Source organism: Aneurinibacillus sp. REN35 (assembly GCF_041379945.2).
Taxonomy (GTDB): Bacteria; Bacillota; Bacilli; order Aneurinibacillales; family Aneurinibacillaceae; genus Aneurinibacillus.
Genome location: NZ_JBFTXJ020000005.1, coordinates 184471 through 203537, shown reverse-complemented (window position 1 = coordinate 203537; position 19067 = coordinate 184471). Strand labels below are relative to the sequence as shown.

Annotated in this window: 17 protein-coding genes; 16 read left to right on the top strand and 1 reads right to left on the bottom strand. The window is 45.8% G+C overall.

Annotation, left to right across the window (positions count from 1 at the left end; all coding sequences use genetic code 11):
• The first annotated feature begins 18 nt into the window (after window positions 1–18).
• From icd to pnpS, 5 genes are all read left to right on the top strand, one after another.
• Complete coding sequence (gene icd / locus AB3351_RS11930) at window positions 19–1293, top strand: NADP-dependent isocitrate dehydrogenase (RefSeq protein ID WP_371147470.1); 1275 nt, start codon at window positions 19–21, stop codon at window positions 1291–1293.
• 142 nt (window positions 1294–1435) lie between these two features.
• Window positions 1436–2374: a malate dehydrogenase gene (gene mdh, locus AB3351_RS11925; protein ID WP_371147373.1), complete on the top strand. Its 939-nt coding sequence runs from the start codon at window positions 1436–1438 to the stop codon at window positions 2372–2374.
• A 117-nt stretch (window positions 2375–2491) separates the two neighbouring features.
• Window positions 2492–2962: a hypothetical protein gene (locus AB3351_RS11920; protein WP_371147372.1), complete on the top strand. Its 471-nt coding sequence runs from the start codon at window positions 2492–2494 to the stop codon at window positions 2960–2962.
• Between the two features lie 11 nt (window positions 2963–2973).
• Window positions 2974–3669 carry a winged helix-turn-helix domain-containing protein gene (locus AB3351_RS11915; RefSeq protein ID WP_371147371.1) on the top strand — a complete coding sequence of 232 codons (696 nt, stop codon included), beginning with the start codon at window positions 2974–2976 and terminating at the stop codon, window positions 3667–3669.
• A gap of 1 nt (window position 3670) precedes the next feature.
• Window positions 3671–5461: a two-component system histidine kinase PnpS gene (gene pnpS, locus AB3351_RS11910; RefSeq protein ID WP_371147370.1), complete on the top strand. Its 1791-nt coding sequence runs from the start codon at window positions 3671–3673 to the stop codon at window positions 5459–5461.
• On the opposite strand, the gene AB3351_RS11905 is transcribed toward pnpS, so the two are convergent.
• On the bottom strand, window positions 5424–6341 hold the full coding sequence (locus AB3351_RS11905) for a DMT family transporter (RefSeq protein ID WP_371147369.1): 918 nt from the start codon (window positions 6339–6341) through the stop codon (window positions 5424–5426). The two genes, pnpS and AB3351_RS11905, sit on opposite strands and share 38 nt — an antisense overlap.
• 149 nt (window positions 6342–6490) lie before the next feature.
• Between AB3351_RS11905 and AB3351_RS11900 the strand changes: the two genes are divergently transcribed.
• The 11 genes from AB3351_RS11900 to dnaI all read left to right on the top strand — a co-directional run bounded on the left by AB3351_RS11900 (window position 6491) and on the right by dnaI (window position 19047).
• On the top strand, window positions 6491–7318 hold the full coding sequence (locus AB3351_RS11900; RefSeq protein ID WP_371147368.1) for a prohibitin family protein: 828 nt from the start codon (window positions 6491–6493) through the stop codon (window positions 7316–7318).
• 176 nt (window positions 7319–7494) lie between these two features.
• On the top strand, window positions 7495–10143 hold the full coding sequence (polA, locus tag AB3351_RS11895) for a DNA polymerase I (RefSeq protein WP_371147367.1): 2649 nt from the start codon (window positions 7495–7497) through the stop codon (window positions 10141–10143).
• A gap of 24 nt (window positions 10144–10167) precedes the next feature.
• Window positions 10168–10998 (top strand): DNA-formamidopyrimidine glycosylase, encoded by an 831-nt coding sequence (gene mutM / locus AB3351_RS11890; RefSeq protein WP_371147366.1) that lies wholly within the window; start codon window positions 10168–10170, stop codon window positions 10996–10998.
• Between the two features lie 93 nt (window positions 10999–11091).
• A complete protein-coding gene (gene ytaF, locus AB3351_RS11885; protein WP_371147365.1) occupies window positions 11092–11751 on the top strand; it encodes a sporulation membrane protein YtaF in 660 nt (219 codons plus the stop codon).
• Between the two features lie 18 nt (window positions 11752–11769).
• Window positions 11770–12363 (top strand): dephospho-CoA kinase, encoded by a 594-nt coding sequence (gene coaE / locus AB3351_RS11880; RefSeq protein ID WP_371147364.1) that lies wholly within the window; start codon window positions 11770–11772, stop codon window positions 12361–12363.
• 45 nt (window positions 12364–12408) lie between these two features.
• On the top strand, window positions 12409–12984 hold the full coding sequence (locus AB3351_RS11875) for a lytic transglycosylase domain-containing protein (protein ID WP_371147363.1): 576 nt from the start codon (window positions 12409–12411) through the stop codon (window positions 12982–12984).
• Between the two features lie 237 nt (window positions 12985–13221).
• Window positions 13222–14256 (top strand): glyceraldehyde-3-phosphate dehydrogenase, encoded by a 1035-nt coding sequence (locus tag AB3351_RS11870; protein WP_371147362.1) that lies wholly within the window; start codon window positions 13222–13224, stop codon window positions 14254–14256.
• 181 nt (window positions 14257–14437) lie between these two features.
• Window positions 14438–14905 carry a transcriptional regulator NrdR gene (gene nrdR, locus AB3351_RS11865; RefSeq protein ID WP_371147361.1) on the top strand — a complete coding sequence of 156 codons (468 nt, stop codon included), beginning with the start codon at window positions 14438–14440 and terminating at the stop codon, window positions 14903–14905.
• A 34-nt stretch (window positions 14906–14939) separates the two neighbouring features.
• Complete coding sequence (locus tag AB3351_RS11860; RefSeq protein ID WP_371147360.1) at window positions 14940–16553, top strand: MBL fold metallo-hydrolase RNA specificity domain-containing protein; 1614 nt, start codon at window positions 14940–14942, stop codon at window positions 16551–16553.
• A gap of 55 nt (window positions 16554–16608) precedes the next feature.
• Entirely contained in the window at window positions 16609–18102 is a 1494-nt protein-coding gene (locus AB3351_RS11855; RefSeq protein ID WP_371147359.1) for a replication initiation and membrane attachment family protein, read from the top strand.
• A gap of 18 nt (window positions 18103–18120) precedes the next feature.
• Window positions 18121–19047, top strand: a complete 927-nt coding sequence (dnaI, locus tag AB3351_RS11850) for a primosomal protein DnaI (RefSeq protein WP_371147358.1) — start codon at window positions 18121–18123, stop codon at window positions 19045–19047.
• The last annotated feature ends 20 nt before the right edge of the window (window positions 19048–19067 follow it).

The window sequence follows — 19067 nt, the reverse complement described above, 5'->3', positions numbered from 1 at the left end:
ATTTTCGAAAAGTATGAAATGCCTACACATGGAGAGAAGATTACGGTTGACAGCACGGGTACACTCAATGTTCCAAATAATCCAATCGTTCCTTACATTGAAGGGGACGGTACAGGTCCTGATATCTGGAACGCTTCGGTTCGCGTTCTCGATGCGGCTGTTGAAAAAGCGTACAATGGCGAGAAAAAGATCGCATGGTATGAAGTGTATGCTGGTGAGAAATCTTTCAACAAGTATGGCGAATGGCTTCCGAAAGACACGCTGACAGCGGTCAATGAATACCTAGTAGCAATCAAAGGTCCTCTGACTACGCCGGTTGGCGGCGGTATTCGCTCCATTAACGTAGCACTGCGTCAGGAACTTGACCTGTACGCATGCGTAAGACCAGTACAATATTTCCAAGGTGTGCCTTCTCCTGTAAAGCATCCTGAATACACAAATATGGTTATTTTCCGTGAAAATACGGAAGATATTTATGCGGGTATTGAGTGGCAAGAAGGCAGCGATGAAGTGAAAAAAGTCATCGAATTCCTAAAAAATGAGATGGGTGTTAACAAGATCCGCTTCCCGGAAACCTCAGGTATTGGTGTTAAGCCGGTTTCTAAAGAAGGAACTAGCCGTCTTGTTCGCGCTGCCATTCAGTATGCGCTCGACAACAAACGCAAAAGCGTGACACTTGTACACAAAGGCAACATCATGAAGTTTACTGAAGGTGCATTCAAGAGCTGGGGTTATGAACTAGCTGAGAAAGAATTCGGCGATAAAGTATTCACATGGGCGCAGTATGACCGTATCGTTGAAGAACAGGGCAAGGATGCTGCTAACAAAGCACAGGCAGAAGCAGAGGAAGCTGGCAAGCTTATCGTGAAGGACTCCATTGCGGATGCGTTCTTGCAGCAAATCCTGACTCGTCCTGCTGAATATGATGTTGTAGCTACCCTGAACCTGAACGGTGACTATGTATCCGATGCACTGGCTGCGCAAGTAGGCGGTATCGGTATCGCACCAGGAGCTAACATTAACTATGACACTGGACGTGCGATCTTCGAAGCAACACATGGTACAGCACCGAAATATGCAGGTCTTGATAAAGTGAACCCGTCTTCCGTTATCCTATCTGGCGAAATGATGCTTCGTCATCTTGGATGGACAGAGGCAGCCGATCTGCTCATTGGTTCCATCGAGAAAACAATTGCCTCCAAAGAGGTTACGTATGATTTTGCTCGCCTGATGGAAGGCGCGACTGAACTGAAGTGTTCTGAGTTCGGCGATGCATTGATTAAGAATATGTAATACAACAATGTGTTTTTTATAGGGCAACGCATGCATGGTGCTATCAAGGCTGTGCATACGTTTCCCTTTCCTTATATGTTTAGCATGCTTTTGCATGGTAAAGCTGCGTATATAAACCATTTCAACCTGGAGGGAACCACTTATGTCTTTCGATCGTAAAAAAGTTGCTGTTATCGGTTCTGGCTTTACCGGAGCTACTACTGCATTTCTGCTGGCACAAAAAGAGCTGGGCGATGTTATTCTTGTGGACATCCCGCAAATGGAAAGCCCTACAAAGGGGAAAGCTTTGGACATGGCAGAAGCAGGTCCGGTACAAGGATTTGACGCTCGCGTTATCGGCACATCAAGCTATGAGGACATTAAAGATGCAGATCTTGTAATCGTAACTGCCGGTATCGCCCGCAAGCCTGGCATGAGCCGTGATGATCTGGTTAACACAAATGCTGGCATCATGAAATCTGTTGGTGAGCAAATTAAAACATACGCACCAAACAGCACAATTCTTGTCCTGTCCAACCCGGTAGATGCGATGACATATACACTCTTCAAAACAACAGGTTTCCCGAAGCACCGCGTCATCGGACAATCCGGCGTACTGGATACAGCTCGTTTCCGCACATTCGTAGCAATGGAGCTGAATGTATCTGTTAAAGACGTAACAGGCTTTGTACTTGGTGGTCATGGCGATACCATGGTTCCGCTTGTTCGTTACTCGTATGCTGGCGGTATTCCGCTTGAGACATTGATTCCAAAAGAACGTCTGGATGAAATTGTGGATCGCACACGTAACGGTGGTGCTGAAATCGTAAACCTGCTGGGTAACGGTTCCGCATACTATGCACCGGCTGCTTCACTGGTTGAAATGGCAGAAGCAATTCTTAAAGACCAAAAACGTATTCTTCCTTCGATCGCATATTTGGAAGGGGAGTACGGCTACAATGACATCTATCTTGGTGTACCAACAATGCTTGGAAAAGATGGTATTGAAAAAGTATACGAGCTTGAGCTTACTGCTGAGGAGAAAGCACAATTGGATAAATCCGCTAACGCTGTTCGCAGCGTAATGGCTGTTCTCAAATAGAACTATATCGTTGTAGAGCCCGAACGTTTTTGTTCGGGCTTTTCTTATGGAAATAAAGCATGGCTATCTTGCGCCTGCTTTTTGCTATAGGGTATGATATCTTCGGAGGGATATAGTATGCTAAACAAAAAAACATTTGCAGCGTTTATCTTTGCTGCTGTACTACTGCTACTCGGGGGGTGCTCGGCCAGCCAGGAAGATTTAGAGTATTACAAGAAAGAATTTTTAGCAAAATCGGATGCCGCATTTCAAGGAATTGATAATTCCAGTAAGGTGCTAACGGATGTAAGGAACGAAGCTTCCAAAGGCATGAAGAGCACTAAAATTATGAATGCTGTTGACCAGGGACGTAACACGCTTCAATCTATGCACGATGATTTGTTTGCTTCAGCGGTACCAAAGGAAATGGAATCAGCTAAAGATACGCTGCTCAAAGGAATAGAGAAAAAGATGGAAGCACATGATGAATTGTTCAAATTCTATGACTTACGAGATAAAAAATTTGAGCAGAAGGCTGATCAATTATTGAAACAATCTGATGATCTGATTCAGCAATCGAAAGCAGAACTGCAAAAATTTAAGAAATAAGGGTGTGGCGAGTGAAAAAAATTCTAGTAGTAGATGATGAACAGTCCATTGTAACATTGTTGGAGTTTAATTTAAAAAAGGCGGGGTTTGATGTTATAAAAGCCGCTGATGGTCCAACAGCGGTGAAGGTAGCAGAACAGGAGAGGCCGGATTTGATCGTTCTTGATATTATGCTGCCGGGTATGGATGGCATGGAAGTGTGCAAGAAGCTGCGGATGGAGAAAATAAATACACCCATTCTTATGCTGACAGCCAAAGACGAAGAATTCGATAAAATCCTAGGACTAGAGCTTGGGGCCGATGATTATATGACAAAACCGTTTAGTCCGCGCGAAGTAGTCGCCCGAGTGAAAGCGATTCTGCGCCGCAGCGGTCAGCAGGAGTTGGCGGATTCTACATCGGACGAGCAGGTTCTGACAATTGGCAAGCTTGTTATTTACCCAGAGAAATATGAAGTATTTTTCAATGAAAACCGACTTGAACTAACGCCGAAGGAATTTGAACTTCTGCAATATATGGCAAGTCATCCGGGACGTGTAATGACGCGTGATCAACTGTTGAACGCGGTATGGAATTATGATTTTGTAGGAGACTCCCGTATTGTAGATGTGCATATTAGCCATCTGCGCGAAAAGATTGAAGAAGATACCAAGCAGCCGAAGTATATCAAAACAGTACGTGGACTAGGATACAAATTAGAGGGCTAGCATGCAAAGATTCCGCATTCGCCTCAACTTTATTTTCGTATTAATCATTGGCGTGCTGCTTCTTTTGCTGGGCTTTTACTTCGCTAAAATGCTGCAGTCCACCTATGTTGATGTATTGGAAGAGCGGTTGATGAAAGAGGCACAGATTATTTCTGATGATGTACTATACGGAGACCTTTTGAATAAGCCGGATGTATTGCAGCAGCGGATGCAGCGTTTTTCCCAGGAAATAGGAGCGCGCATTACGGTAACGGATCAGGCCGGTGTTGTAATGGCGGATACGGATCATGATCCGAAGACACTTCCCAATCACGCCAATCGTCCGGAGATTCGTGCAGCACTAGAAAGCGGCATAGGGCAATCGATTCGACATAGTACGACGCTGAATTTTGATATGCTTTATGTAGCTGTTCCGCTGAAAAAATATGAGAAGGTTGCTGGTGTTGTTCGCGTCTCTATTACGATTACACGCATACAGGAAACCGTGCGCAATCTTTGGGTTAGTCTTGCCGGTGTGCTTGTGTTGCTGCTTTTAATTTTTGGTTTTATTAGTACGCGTATTACCCGCAGCATCACGCAACCAATCGAAGAAATTACCCGTGTAGCACGAGGCATTACGCGTAAAGAATTCAAAAATCGTATTCGGACAAATGCCAAAGGCGAAATTGGACAGCTGGCAAAGGCGATTAATTATATGGCGGTCAGCTTAGAACAACAAATGTCTGCCATTCAAGAGAATGAGAAACGGCTTGAAAGCATCTTGAACAATATGTTCAGCGGCATGATGCTGGTCAGCGATTCGCGACGCCTCATCATGATGAATACGGCAGCAGAGCAGCTGCTTGGCTATGATGCAAAAGACTTTCTCGGTCATATACATACAGAGGTCACTAAAAACTCGGGAATTAGTCATATGATTGACCGCTGCTTAGAAACCGGAGAGAAGATTCGCGACGAAATTCACATATACTATCCGGGTGAGCATATCATTGATGCCAATCTTGGTGCTTATATGAATGAACAGGGCGAGATTAAAGGTGTAATTATATTGCTGCACGATATTACTGCCATACGCCGTTTAGAGAAGATGCGCAGTGAGTTCGTCGCCAACGTCTCCCACGAGCTTAAAACACCGATTACCTCCATCAAAGGGTTCGCAGAAACGCTGCTTGATGGTGCGCTAGAGGATTTGGAAGTGAGTCGTTCATTCCTTACCATTATTAATGAAGAAAGTGATCGGTTGAATCGTCTCATTACCGATATTCTTGATTTGTCGAAAATTGAGCAGAAACGGATGCCGCTGAAGGTCGAAGAAATTAATATAAGCAAAGTAATTAAAGAGACGGTGCGCATCGTTCGCGAAGAAGCACGAGCCAAGAATATTACGATTTATCCTCCGGCTGAAAAAGAAGTTGTCTTGGAAGGGGATAAGGATCGTGTGCAGCAAATCATTCTTAATCTTGTAAGCAATGCGATCAATTATACACCGGATAACGGAGAAGTGACGATTACGCTACATGAAAAGGATGAGAAAAGCGTCGAATTGGTGATTGCCGATACAGGAATTGGTATTCCGGCAGAGCACTTACCGCGAATTTTCGAACGTTTTTATCGTGTAGATAAAGCCCGTTCTAGGGATTCGGGAGGCACAGGCTTAGGACTTGCTATCGTTAAGCACCTTGTTGAGTCGCACCACGGCATGATCCACGTAGAAAGTGAAGAGGGCCATGGTACGACATTTACCATTGTGCTGCCTAGATACCAGAGTGATCTGTTTCCTGGATTGTCTTAGCTTTTGTAGGATGGCTAAAGCGCATAAACAAATAAATTCCGCATAAGATGACAGCCGTTCCGAGTGTTTGGGGGGCTGTTATTTTTTCGCTCAGAATAAAATAAGCAAGAATTGCAGCACCAATCGGCTCACCGAGAATCGCCATGGACACTGTATTAGCACTAAGCCACTTGATGGTCCAATTGAACACCGAATGACCGAGCAGTGTAGGAAAGATGGCTAGGCCGATGAAAATAATCCACTCCTCGCCTCCATATGGAAACAGCGGGATTTTTTGAATAAGAACATACATAAGCAAAAAAACTGTGCTGATTGTATAGACCACAAACGTATATATCATAAGAGAGAGACGTTTGCGTATGCTCTGCCCAAACAGCCAGTAGCCTGTCACCGCCGCTGCACCAAGCAGAGCTAGAATATCTCCGAACAGCGCTGTTCCACCGATCCGAAAATCACTCCAACCGATAAACATGCTGCCTCCTATGGCAATCAGTCCTCCTATTATTCCAGCCGGAGATACCCGTTCCTTAAAAAACAAGTAGGCACCGATGAAGGAGAATAATGGCTGCAGAGTCACCAGAATGACAGAACTTGCTACAGATGTGTAATTCAACGACTCAAACCATAGAAGAAAATGCAAAGCCAGGAAGACGCCAGCAAGGGAAGAGAAAATCCAATCACGCTTAGAAATTTGTGAAAGCTCGCCAAGGTGCTTCCATGCAATGAACGGAAGCATAAGCAGTACAGTAAACAGTAGCCGGTAGGTGGCAATGACAGCGGCAGGCGCCGCTGATAATTTGACTAGAATGGCTGATGTAGAGACAGCGATGGTCGCAATCAGCAAAGCAAGATAAGGGGAAAAGGCAGGTTGATCTTTCATGATTTCTCTCCTGTATGTATAGTAATATGTTAATGGTAAATAAAAATTTTGAGTTTTACAATGTTTACTCGTCACAAAAGTGAAAAAAAGAAACTTTTATATAGACTGCTCCGTATTACTTAGAAAGACATTGATAAGGGGGAAAAAATATGGGAGATAATGTAGTGAAGATGGGAACACCGAACGTAAACATGGGCAAAATTCTTAAGTTCATTGTTCCTATCGTAATTCTCGTCATTTTAGCATTCGAATCATTTACTGTTGTCCAATCCGGTCATCGCGGCGTCGTTGTGCAGCTCGGTGCGGTCAAGCCTAAAGTGTTAGAAGAAGGCATGCACTTTAAGATTCCGTTTATTCAGGAAATCGTGCAGATAGAGGTACGTGTACAGAAGGCGGAGAGCAATGCATCGGCTGCGTCTAAAGATCTGCAGATCGTAACAACGAACATGGCGGTTAACTTTCACATTGATCCTTCCAGTGTAAATAAGCTCTATCAAAATATTGGGATGGATTATAAAGCAAGAATCGTCGATCCGGCTATTGGAGAGTCTTTAAAAGCAGTAACAGCACGTTATACAGCAGAACAGCTCATCTCTAAGCGCTCGGAAGTAAGTCAGCAGGTAAAAGAGATTTTGAATAAAAAATTAGGTACGTATAGTATGATGCTTGATGAAATTAACATTACAGAATTTAAATTCAGTGATGAATTCAACCGTGCGATCGAGCAGAAGCAGATTGCGGAGCAGCAGGCGCTGAAGTCCAAGCTTGATCTAGAGCGGATCAAAATCGAAAAAGAGCAGACGATTACTAAAGCACAAGCTACAGCAGAATCCCTTCGTTTACAGAAGCAGGAAGTTACACCTGAGCTTGTAAGACTTCGTGAGATTGAAGCACAGCAGCAGGCGATTGAGAAGTGGGATGGTAAGCTTCCAAGCACGACAGGCGGTGCGATTCCATTTATAAATGTCCAGAAGTAATTAAGCGATTATATAAAGGCAGCTACTAAGAAAGGTCCTGCACGGTTTGACTGTGCATCATATGGTGTATTTTGTCGAGTTTTAAGGCACTGTCTCCTTTGGGGCAGTGCCTTATTTTATGGTATGATGAAAACGTAAATGCTTATATTACGGGAAAGATAGGGCGTGGAATATAAATGGAAAAAAAGTTAATGATTTTGGACGGAAACAGCATTGCTAACCGCGCTTTTTATGCGCTTCCCCTTCTGACGACGGATGAAGGTTTATATACGAACGCTGTGTACGGATTTACTACAATGCTATTGCGTATGCTTGAAGAAGAGAAGCCTACCCATCTGCTGGTCGCATTCGACGCAGGAAAGGTAACGTTCCGCACACAAGAGTACAAAGAATACAAAGGCAAGCGGATGAAGACGCCGGGCGAACTGTCCGCGCAGTTCCCTCTTATTAAGGAATTACTTGATTCCTTTAATGTAAAACACTACGAGCTGAACGGTTACGAGGCAGACGATATCATCGGCACACTTTCGGCCCATGCTGAAGCGGACGGATTTACCACGCTGATTGTATCCGGTGATAAAGACATGCTTCAGTTGGTGTCAGATAAGACGCAAGTTGCACTGACACGCAAAGGCATCAGTGAAGTTGAACTGTATTCCCCGCAAGAAATCGAAGCAAAGTATGGACTGACTCCCGCTCAGATTATCGACCTGAAAGGATTAATGGGTGACACATCCGATAATATTCCAGGTATTCCGGGTGTCGGAGAGAAGACAGCGCTTAAGCTTCTGCATGAATTCCATTCAGTTGAATCTGTGCTTGAGCATGTCTCTGAAGTAAAGGGGAAGAAGCTGCAGGAGAAAATCGAAGCGCATGCTGATGATGCGCGTATGAGTAAGGATTTGGCCACCATTCTGCGCAGCGCTCCAATAGAGGTAACGCTTGAAGATACAGTACATCATCCGTATGAAAGAGAAAAAGTGATTCCCGTGCTAGAGAGGTTCGCCTTCAAATCCCTGCTAGAGCGTCTCGGCCTAGATTCTGCGGAAGCAGGTTCATTGGATGGCCTAGAGGAGGAAGAGATCGTATTTGTTACCATTACAGAAGAGAATCGTGATGAATGGGCGGATAAGCTTACATCACCGATGGCTGTCATGGTGGAAGTGGATGCGGAGAATTATCATGGAGCACCCATTCATGCGATTGGGCTTGCCAATGAATCCACGCGTCTGTATGTGCCATTCGATCAAGTAGGGTGGCCGGCGCTTTCTGCCTGGATGGCGGATTCTACACAACAGAAGTGGGTATATGATGCCAAGCGCAGTCAGGTGGCGCTTGCTTGGAAGAATATTCAGCTTGAGGGCATTACTTTTGATGCGCTGCTTGCATCATACCTTAGTAATCCTTCAGAAACAAACCACCGCCTATGCGACATTGCGGAACGGTATGGTATGCGCCTTGCTTCCGATGATATAGTCTACGGAAAAGGGGCAAAGCGTATGATTCCGGATGTCTCGATTCTTGGACCGCATATTGTGCGCAAGGCGGACACATTAGCCCGTCTGCATGCCAAGCTGGATGCGACAATGAAGGAAGAAGGGGTTCATGAACTTCTGTATGATCTCGAATTGCCGCTTGCCACTGTGCTTGGAGAGATGGAAACATGCGGCGTGCAGGTAGATAAGAGCCGCCTTGATGAGATTGGAGCAGAGCTTACAGAGAAGCTTGAGGGGCTGACAGAGCAGATTCATCGCTTAGCGGGTACAGAATTTAACATTAATTCACCGAAGCAACTGGGTGAGATTTTATTTGATAAGCTGCAGTTGCCTGTCATTAAAAAAACAAAAACAGGCTATTCGACAAGTGCTGATGTATTGGAGAAGCTAGAGCAATCTCATGAGATTATCCCGCTTATTCTAGAATTCCGACAGTTGGGTAAGCTTCAGTCGACCTATATTGAAGGACTGAAAAAAGAAATTCGCACGGAAACAGGCAAGATTCATACTTCATTCAACCAGGCGGTAACAGCGACCGGACGCTTAAGCAGCACAGAGCCGAATCTGCAGAATATCCCGATTCGTCTAGAAGAAGGACGCAGAATTCGCCAGGCATTCGTGCCTTCTAGACCGGATTGGTTCATTATGGCAGCGGATTACTCGCAGATTGAACTTCGTATTCTGGCCCATATTTCACAGGATGCGAACTTAATGGATTCCTTCCAGAAGAACATGGATGTTCATACACGTACAGCGATGGATGTCTTTGGTGTAGAAGAGGATGAAGTTACCTCATTGATGCGCCGTCAGGCTAAAGCGGTAAACTTCGGGATTGTATATGGTATTAGCGATTACGGTCTTTCACAAAATCTGAATATAACCCGGAAGCAGGCGGCTGAGTTTATTGAACGCTACTTCTTTGTTTTTGAAGGAGTTAGGCGATACATGGATCAAAGTGTGCTAGAAGCGCGGAAAAAAGGGTACGTGACGACCATGCTGAATCGTCGTCGATATCTTCCCGATATTAATAGCCGCAACTTCAACCTGCGGAGTTTTGCTGAGCGTACGGCGATGAATACTCCCATTCAAGGAACGGCTGCTGATATTATCAAGCTTGCAATGGTGACGATGGCACAGCGGATAGAAGAAGAGAAGCTTGAGAGCCGGATGCTTCTACAGGTACATGATGAATTGATTTTTGAAGTACCAGAACATGAGCTAGAGACAATGTGCAAGCTCGTACCGGATGTAATGGAACATGCACTTTCACTTGATGTACCCCTTAAAGTGGATGTTAATTACGGTAAGAGCTGGTACGAAGCTAAGTAATAGTAATAAAGGAGAGAGCCTACGATGCCGGAATTGCCGGAAGTGGAGACGGTCAGGCGCACGCTGAATCAGTTGGTGGCGGGCAAGACTATTGCTGATGTCATCGTTAGTCTGCCGCGGTTAATTAAAGCCCCGGATGATACGATGCAATTTATTGAGCTTTTGAAGGGGCAGTCGATACAAAAAATTGGTCGACGTGGGAAGTTTCTGTTGTTTTACTTAGATGATGTCGTACTTGTCTCTCATCTGCGGATGGAAGGGAGATACGGCTTATATCACATAGAGGATGAAGTGGAGAAACATACGCATGTAATCTTCCGCTTTACAGACGGATCTGAGTTGCGTTACAAGGATGTGCGTACATTCGGTACGATGCATCTTTTTGAACGGGGACAAGAATTAGCGGGACCTCCGCTGCATAAGCTTGGTCCCGAGCCATTGGATGCAGCTTTCTCACCTAGCGTATTGAAGGAACGGCTACAGCACCGGCGCAGCAAAATTAAGCCGTTGCTACTGAATCAGGAAATCATTGTTGGACTCGGCAATATATATGTAGACGAAGCTTTGTTTCAGGCGGGAATCCACCCGGAGAAGGCGCCGAGCGAGCTAACGGATGAGCAATGGCAGAAGCTTTATCATGCGATTGTTGATATATTGCAGCAATCCATTTCCTTGGGCGGCTCGTCCATTAAATCGTATGTGAATGGACAAGGCGAATCCGGAAGCTTCCAGCATACGCTGCGTGCTTATGGACGCACAGGAGAGGCGTGTTTTATATGCGGCGCTCCAATTGAGAGATCCGTCGTTGGCGGACGCGGTACGCATACCTGTCCGAACTGCCAGCCGCGCAAGTAAAGCGCACCCCTTTTTCTTCTTCTCATATACTGTACCAAACGCCCACGAAGTACGAGTAAGAGAAGGGCGATGTGTGGAGAAGGAGGAAGAAGGGTGCTGCATGTGTTTTCGCTTCTGGCATTGGCCTTTGCAGTTAGTCTTGATGGATTTGGTGTGGGCGTCACGTATGGTATGCGGCGCATCAAAATTCCCTTATGGTCTGTTATTATCATCACTACGTGTTCGGCACTGGTGATTCTTGCTTCAATGTATATCGGTAAATGGCTGGCGTATTTCTTATCCCCTGCCGCTACGCATTATGTAGGGGGCGTGATTCTGATCGGTATTGGCTTATGGGCGATGTATAATGCACGTCCTAAAGAGTCGTGTCAGGAGGAGAGGATAGAGCAGGTACGGGCGAGCAGGGAGTCAACGTCGCTTGTAGCTTTTGAGATTAAATCTCTTGGTCTTGTCATACAGATTTTAAAGCGGCCTACTGATGCAGATATTGACCGTTCCGGGACCATTTCTGGTGTAGAGGCCATGTTTCTCGGAGCTGCATTATCCCTTGATGCGTTTGGTGCCGGGATTGGGGCTGCCATCATTGGATACGAACCTTGGGTGACCGCATTGGTGATCGGTGGCGTAAGCTGCCTGTTTATTCTTTTCGGACTTGGACTTGGATTTAAGTATTCTGAGGTTGGCTGGCTCAAGCGGATGACGTATTTGCCGGGCATTCTTTTGATTTTATGCGGTGTTTTTAAAATGATGTGAGAGCGAGTTGATATAGATATGGTGGTTGGCCTGACGGGCGGTATCGCCTGCGGCAAGAGCACAGTATCACGCATGCTTGCGGAACGTGATGCCCGGATCATAGACGCTGATATTATTGCGCGTGAAGTTGTGCGGCCAGGTGATACCGCCTGGTCTCTTATTGTAGAACGATTTGGACGAGACATCTTGCTTCCTACTGAGGAGCTGGATCGGGTGCAGCTAGGCTCGATTGTTTTTTCTGATGAGAGGGCAAGGCTTGATTTGAACGCAATCGTGCATCCTGCTATACGCGGAAGTATGCGGCAGCTTACAGAAGAAGCGCAAGCCGAAGGCATAGCGCTGATCGTACTCGATATTCCTCTGTTATATGAATCGAAGCTTGAACATATGGTAGAGCAGGTCATTGTTGTATACTGCACGGAAGCACAGCAGCTTGAGCGTTTGATACAAAGAAACGGGTTTGATCAACAGGAAGCGGAACGCCGTATTGCTTCACAGCTTTCAATAGAAGAGAAAAAGCTGCGAGCTGATTACGTTATCGATAACAGCGGGACACTTACGGAAACAGAGCGGCAGGTCGATGAGCTCGTTGCAAAGCTGCTGAGTAAATAAGTCGGTACACACGGATAAACGATACTGCACGACAAGGAGTTGGGGATGAGACGATTCAGGCGGAGAAATACGATTTTTTTTCTATGCTTGCTGGCGGTTTTCCTGTTGTTGGATGCGCCCGTTACATGGAAAGCGATGTATCCGGTATACTATAAAGAACAGATCAGTAAATCATCACAGCAATATGATGTAGATCCATATTTGGTTATGGCGATTATTCAAATTGAATCCAAGTTCGATAAAAGCCGTGTATCAAAAAAAGGCGCAGTAGGATTGATGCAGGTTATGCCGATGACGGCACAATGGGCCATAGAGAAAACGAAGCTCTCACCAATGGCTACCGAATACTTGGACGAGCCGGATACGAATATTCTTCTTGGAACATGGTATGTATCTTTTCTATCTGAGATGTTCCATGGCAATCCATATGCGGTTATTGCAGCATATAATGCCGGTCCAGGCAATGTGAAGAAATGGATCCAGCAAGGGATATGGGACGGTACGTCGGAGCATTTGTCACAGATCCCATTTGGTGAAACGCGACACTATGTTCAGCGGGCATTATATTATAAACAGCGGTATGAAAAGATCTATGCTGATGAATTCAGTCCGTTACATTAAGCGTGTATAACACTTTTCCCACAGTTTATAACCTAGACTGTGGGTTTTTTATTAGTAATGAATGAAAGAGAAAAAACGAGAAAAAATAAGGTTATTGCACCTAATCTTGTCTTATCGAAGTACAAAGCAATAGTCTGAAAATAATAAATTCACATTAGTCTATTGAAAAAAGTGTCATACTTATTATAATAAGTGTATGTAATAGTATGGAACATATCCGGGGAGGAGAACATATTAATGACGACACGAATTGCCATTAATGGATTTGGACGAATTGGACGGATGGTATTCCGCAAAGCAATGAACGATCCGGAAGTGGAAGTGGTGGCGATTAACGCCAGCTATCCTGTTGAGACACTTGCACATCTCATTAAGTATGACACAATTCATGGGAACATTTCAGATAAAGTAGAAACAAAAGAGGACTTGATCATCGTAAACGGCAAGGCTACAAAGGTAGTGTCTGACCGTGATCCGGCAAATCTTCCTTGGAAGGAACTTGATGTAGAAATCGTAATCGAAGCAACAGGCAAGTTCCGCGATCAAGAAGGCGCAGGTAAACATATTAAAGCCGGTGCGAAAAAAGTTGTGATTACAGCTCCAGGTAAAGATGAAGACGTAACGATCGTCATGGGCGTTAACGACGAAACGTATGATTATAATGCACACAATATTATCTCCAATGCATCTTGCACAACAAATTGCTTGGCTCCAGTAGCTAAAGTGCTAGATGAAGTATTTGGTATCGAGTACGGCATGATGACGACCGTGCATTCTTATACAAATGATCAGAAGAACCTGGATAACCCGCACAAAGATCTGCGCAGAGCGCGTGCATGTGCACAAGCGATTATCCCGACAACAACAGGTGCTGCACGTGCGGTAGCCCGCGTGCTTCCACAACTGCAGGGCAAGCTGAACGGCTTCTCCCTTCGCGTACCAACGCCGAATGTATCGGTAGTCGATCTGGTTGTAAATCTTAAGAAGAACGTAACCGTAGAAGAAGTAAATCGCGCGCTGCGTGAAGCGAGCGAAGGCAGTATGAAAGGTATTCTTGGCTATACGGACGAGCCACTTGTTTCCTCAGACTTCAACGGAGATGAGAATTCTTCTATCGTAGACGGTCTGTCTACAATGGTAATGGGTGAGAAGCAAGTGAAGGTTCTTGCTTGGTATGATAACGAGTGGGGCTACTCCTGCCGTGTCCTTGACCTTGCTAAGCACGTATCTGCTGCCGCCCAGGCGAAAAAAAAAGTAGAAGTAACCGTGTAACCGTTTAGACATAACGAATGAAGAGCGAGACAGCCTGAGAATGGGCTGTCTCGTTTCTTTATGAAATCGCATGGAAGAGAAAAGAAACAGCATGCTGCTTCTCTCTTTCTTTTGCTACTTGACGTTCGCTCTTTTCTGGGACAAACTAGGGAAAAGTACGCAATGGAGTGGGGTTGATGAGATGCGTTGTCCATATTGTGCGCATAATGGAACGCGGGTGCTTGATTCGCGTCCTGTAAATGATAGCAAGTCCATCCGGCGACGCCGGGAGTGTGAAGAGTGCGGCCGCAGATTCACCACATTTGAGATGGTGGAGGAGACGCCGCTGCTTGTTGTGAAAAAAGACGGTACCCGTGAGGAATTCAGCCGTGATAAAATTCTGCGCGGTATTATCCGCGCCTGTGAAAAAAGGCCGGTTGCTCTTGATACGTTAGAGACCATTGTTGATCAGATTGAGCGTGATCTGCGCAACAGCGGTCAGGCTGAGGTACAGAGCAAGGATGTAGGCGAGCTGGTGATGAATGCCTTATACGATGTCGATGAGGTGGCATATGTTCGCTTTGCGTCTGTATACCGCCAGTTTAAGGACATTAACGTATTTGTAAAAGAACTTGAAGATCTCATTCGGCACAGTAAAAAGAAAGAATAGAGCCGAAGTATATAGAGGAAGGCGACACAACAATATGAAGGTACAATTTCTTGGGGGCGCCAGAACGGTTACTGGGTCCTGCTATATGCTTGATACAGAACAGCATAAAATTCTAATCGATTGTGGAATGTTTCAGGGTAATGATGAACGTATCGAGTGGAATGAACAAGATTTCATATTTAATCCGGCGGAAATAGCTGCGGTTGTGCTTACGCATGCACACATTGATCATAGCGGCTTGCTGCCCAAGCTGTGCAAATTAGGTTTTACAGGACGGATCATTGCTACGCACTCCACCGCTGATCTCTGTTCGATTATGCTTCCGGACAGCGGGCATATTCAAGAGACAGAAGCTGAATGGTATAATCGAAAACGTCGTCGCCGTGGGCGGCAGCAGATAAAGCCTCTCTATACGGAAGAGGATGCCCGCAATACACTGCATCAATTTTATGGAGTTCCATATGACGAGATTGTTGATGTGGTACCGGGTGTGAAAATTCGTATGCGGGATGCAGGCCATATCCTAGGCTCAGCAATTGTTGAGATGTGGGTAAAATCTCCGACCGAAGAAGCATGCAAGCTTGTCTTCTCAGGAGATCTTGGAAGCAAGCAGCAGGCTATCGTAAAAGATCCGGCTTTGGTTGCAGAGGCGGATTATGTTTTTGTCGAATCGACCTATGGAGATCGGATGCACGGAGAGCGGATTGATCGAGCAGAGATGCTTGGTGATATTGTTCGTACAATTCAGAAGCAAGGAGGGAATATTATCATTCCTTCCTTTTCGGTAGGCCGCACGCAGGAGATTATTTATGAGCTATCAGAGATGCTGCATAACGGAAAAATTGCACCTCTGCCGGTATTCATTGATAGCCCGCTTGCTGTGGAAGCTACGCGTATATTCCGCCGCAACCAACAAGTATTTGATGAAGAGAGCCAGGCATATTTGCGTAAGGGAATAGATCCGCTGTCTTTTCCAGGGCTGCAATTTGTGGAATCCGTCGAAGAGTCACAGCGTCTTAATCGCGTTGTCAGCGGCTCAATCATCATCTCTTCAAGCGGTATGTGTGAAGCCGGGAGAATCAAGCATCATCTGAAACATCATCTATGGCGAACCAAATCACATATTGTATTCGTCGGCTATCAGGCACAGGGAACGCTTGGTCGCCGTATTGTCGATGGAGCGAAGCGGGTTCGGATTTTTGGTGAAGATATTCATGTAGCGGCCCACATCCATAATATCGAAGGTTTCTCAGCTCATGCAGATCTGGCAGGATTACTGGAGTGGCTTTCCGGATTTATCCGCAAGCCAAAGCAGATCTTCATTGTGCATGGAGAAGAGGAAGTTTCGCTACGCTTTGCAGAAACGGTCGAGACAGCCCTTGGCTGCTCCGCTTATGTTCCGCACCGTTTGGAGACGGTCGTCTTAGGTGAGCCGCTTGCGCAGACTGCTCTAAGTCAGCCGAAGATGGATGAGGCGCTGCCGGGAGATTTAGACGACATGCTTGCTGAGCTGCTGCAGGTCTCTGAACGACTGGGACATTCTATGAAATCACAAGCATTGTCTTCTGTGCAGAAGCAAGAGGTGCTTGAGCAGCTTGCGGCTTGCATAGAGACGTTAGAGCAGACAGCACAGGATTGTGAAGAGTAGCATTCTCGATGCTATAATAGATATGAATGAAAGATGAGCATAGGAAGTGATACGGGTGAGATGGCAAGAAACCGTACCCAATGATCCTTACCTTATCCGTGTGAAGCGGCCTATTAGCCAGGCGGAGATCGGATATTTACTGCACTTATACCAACCGCTTATCGGCACGATGCCGATAGCACTTTATCAGACGCTGTTTTACAACCTTTCGCTGGCCAACTTTTCGCCTGTTCAAGGGCTTCATTATGGATTGATGGTGACGATGGCAGCTCCGCTTGATGTTATTATGAAAGCGCGTCATCAGCTAGAAGCCATTGGTCTATTGGAGGCGTATCAGGTTGATGCGGAGGAGGAGCGCTTGTTGGAATATGTGCTACAGCCTCCGCATTCCCCAGATGTATTCTTCCGGGATGATACGCTGAGTATCATGCTGCTCAACCGGGTTGGCAAGGAGTTCTATCGTAAGCTTAGACGCCGCTTTGCAGGGGAAGAGCAACGCATACAAACCGGTAATCGCACAAAGATTACGAAAGCATTCGATGAGGTGTTTTATCACCTTTCTCCAAGCGAGATGAAGGTGGAGAAAGGAACGGAGACATACCAGTTTTTACAGGCAACGGAAGAAGAGGGGTCTCTACCATCGTTTGACCCGCATGAGAAGACGGTGCGGAGTTATTCAGATTCGCGCCTTGATTTTGAGTTTCTTGTGGCTTCGCTTCCTAAAATGGTGAAGCGGCAGAATGTGCTGACCAAGACGGTACAGGCAGAACTTGATAATCTTGCGTTTACGTATGGGCTTGATAATGAAACAATGGCACGTCTGCTGCAAGAGCCTGTTGTAATCCCGGAAGATGAAGTGGATTTGAATGCATTGCGGCGCAGGGTTAAGGATTGGTACAGCAGGGAAAATGGACGAGTACCAAAGATTGCTGCACGGGATGAGATTGTGTTCCAATCGGATACGGAAGCGAAGGAACAGGAGCATCTTCTCACGGAAGCCGAAAATCATGCGCGTCTGCTGGCGTCCCTTTCACCGCTGCAGTTAATGGAATATTATCAGCGCGGGGGCAAGATTGCACCTGCTGATCAGAAAATCGTAGAGGAGCTGCTTGAGCAGTATCAATTGCCGCCTGGTGTAGTAAACGTGCTGCTTGAGTATGTGATGCTTGCATATGACAGACAGCTTCCTAAAGACATTATCTACAAAATTGCCGGTCATTGGAAGCGGCATAATATCCAGACCGTTCAGGAAGCGAAGCGTCAGGCACGCCAGTTTTATTTGGAACGTAAAAGTGGAAAAACGCTATTTTTTGATAAAAAGACTGAAAGCGAGCAGAAGAAGACCGCTTCAAAGCGTACATCTGCTGTAAAAAGCAAAAGAAAAGATGAAATACCGCCATTGATTCTTGCGCAGCTCGAACGTCAGCGCAAACAGCAGGAGAAAAAGAGTGGACAAGGAAAAGCTGATTCGTCGACAAATCCTGAATATGAGGAGGAGAAACGGCGAATTCAAGAGCTATTAGAAGCAATGGGAGAAAATAAGCAGTAGAGAGGGGGGAGAGAGAGTATGCAGCGGATGAATAAATTGCTTGCTTCATATAAGCTGAACGGGAAATATTCATTTGATGAAATTGTTGATGATATCGCCCGCAGGCCGGAGGTAATCGAGCTGCGTAAGCAGCATCCAGAAATTACTACCGCTCATATTGCCCGCTCGTTATCACGCATTAATCAAACGATTGAGGAAGCGGAGCACTGCAATCGCTGTCCAGGTTTGGATGCTTGTCCGAACTTATTGAAGGGTCATCAGGCGATGATGGATTGGACAGGAGTATCCATTGAGGTACGACATGCCCCCTGTCGACTGTATGTATTAGACCGCCAGCAGAAAGAACGGGAGAAGTTGATTCGTACCCATCACATTCCGAAAGAAATTTTATCCGCTTCGTTTGCGGACTTGGATATGGATGCGGAGCGGGTTAAGTCAATTCGGGGTCTGCTTCAGTTTTGTAAGGATGTGAATCCAGGGGAGCCAGGGACAAAGGGGCTGTATCTCTACGGGCCATTTGGTGTTGGCAAAAGCTATTTAATGGGGGCTGCCGCCAAAAAACTGGCGGAGCGGGGGATTGCCTCGCTGATGGTCTATACCCCTGACTTTTTTCGTGAAATTAAAGATGCTTTGGGCGACAATACAGTACAAGAGAAGATTAATGTGCTCAAAGAGGTGCCGGTCCTTATTCTTGATGATATTGGTGCAGAGTCATTATCACCCTGGGCCAGAGATGAAATTCTGGGTGCCATCCTGCAATACCGTGTCAGTGAGAATTTGCCTGTACTGTATACATCGAATTATACGTATGAGGAATTACAGGAACACTTGGCTTATTCACAAAAGGCAGGTATTGAGCAGCTAAAAGCGATGCGCGTCATGGAGCGTATTCGTTATTATACACAGGCGTATGAAGTAAATGGCATGAATCGAAGAATCGGCTAACAGATGTAATCGATAAGGAA

Excerpts from the sequence above, each read along its gene's own strand:
- polA (WP_371147367.1), top strand. The coding sequence starts at position 7,495 with ATGGAAAAAAAGTTAATGATTTTGGACGGAAACAGCATTGCTAACCGC.
- coaE (WP_371147364.1), top strand. The coding sequence starts at position 11,770 with ATGGTGGTTGGCCTGACGGGCGGTATCGCCTGCGGCAAGAGCACAGTA.
- AB3351_RS11905 (WP_371147369.1), bottom strand. The coding sequence starts at position 6,341 with ATGAAAGATCAACCTGCCTTTTCCCCTTATCTTGCTTTGCTGATTGCG.
- AB3351_RS11870 (WP_371147362.1), top strand. The coding sequence starts at position 13,222 with ATGACGACACGAATTGCCATTAATGGATTTGGACGAATTGGACGGATG.
- AB3351_RS11860 (WP_371147360.1), top strand. The coding sequence starts at position 14,940 with ATGAAGGTACAATTTCTTGGGGGCGCCAGAACGGTTACTGGGTCCTGC.
- pnpS (WP_371147370.1), top strand. The coding sequence starts at position 3,671 with ATGCAAAGATTCCGCATTCGCCTCAACTTTATTTTCGTATTAATCATT.
- AB3351_RS11875 (WP_371147363.1), top strand. The coding sequence starts at position 12,409 with ATGAGACGATTCAGGCGGAGAAATACGATTTTTTTTCTATGCTTGCTG.
- nrdR (WP_371147361.1), top strand. The coding sequence starts at position 14,438 with ATGCGTTGTCCATATTGTGCGCATAATGGAACGCGGGTGCTTGATTCG.
- AB3351_RS11900 (WP_371147368.1), top strand. The coding sequence starts at position 6,491 with ATGGGAGATAATGTAGTGAAGATGGGAACACCGAACGTAAACATGGGC.
- icd (WP_371147470.1), top strand. The coding sequence starts at position 19 with ATGCCTACACATGGAGAGAAGATTACGGTTGACAGCACGGGTACACTC.
- mdh (WP_371147373.1), top strand. The coding sequence starts at position 1,436 with ATGTCTTTCGATCGTAAAAAAGTTGCTGTTATCGGTTCTGGCTTTACC.
- mutM (WP_371147366.1), top strand. The coding sequence starts at position 10,168 with ATGCCGGAATTGCCGGAAGTGGAGACGGTCAGGCGCACGCTGAATCAG.
- dnaI (WP_371147358.1), top strand. The coding sequence starts at position 18,121 with ATGCAGCGGATGAATAAATTGCTTGCTTCATATAAGCTGAACGGGAAA.
- AB3351_RS11920 (WP_371147372.1), top strand. The coding sequence starts at position 2,492 with ATGCTAAACAAAAAAACATTTGCAGCGTTTATCTTTGCTGCTGTACTA.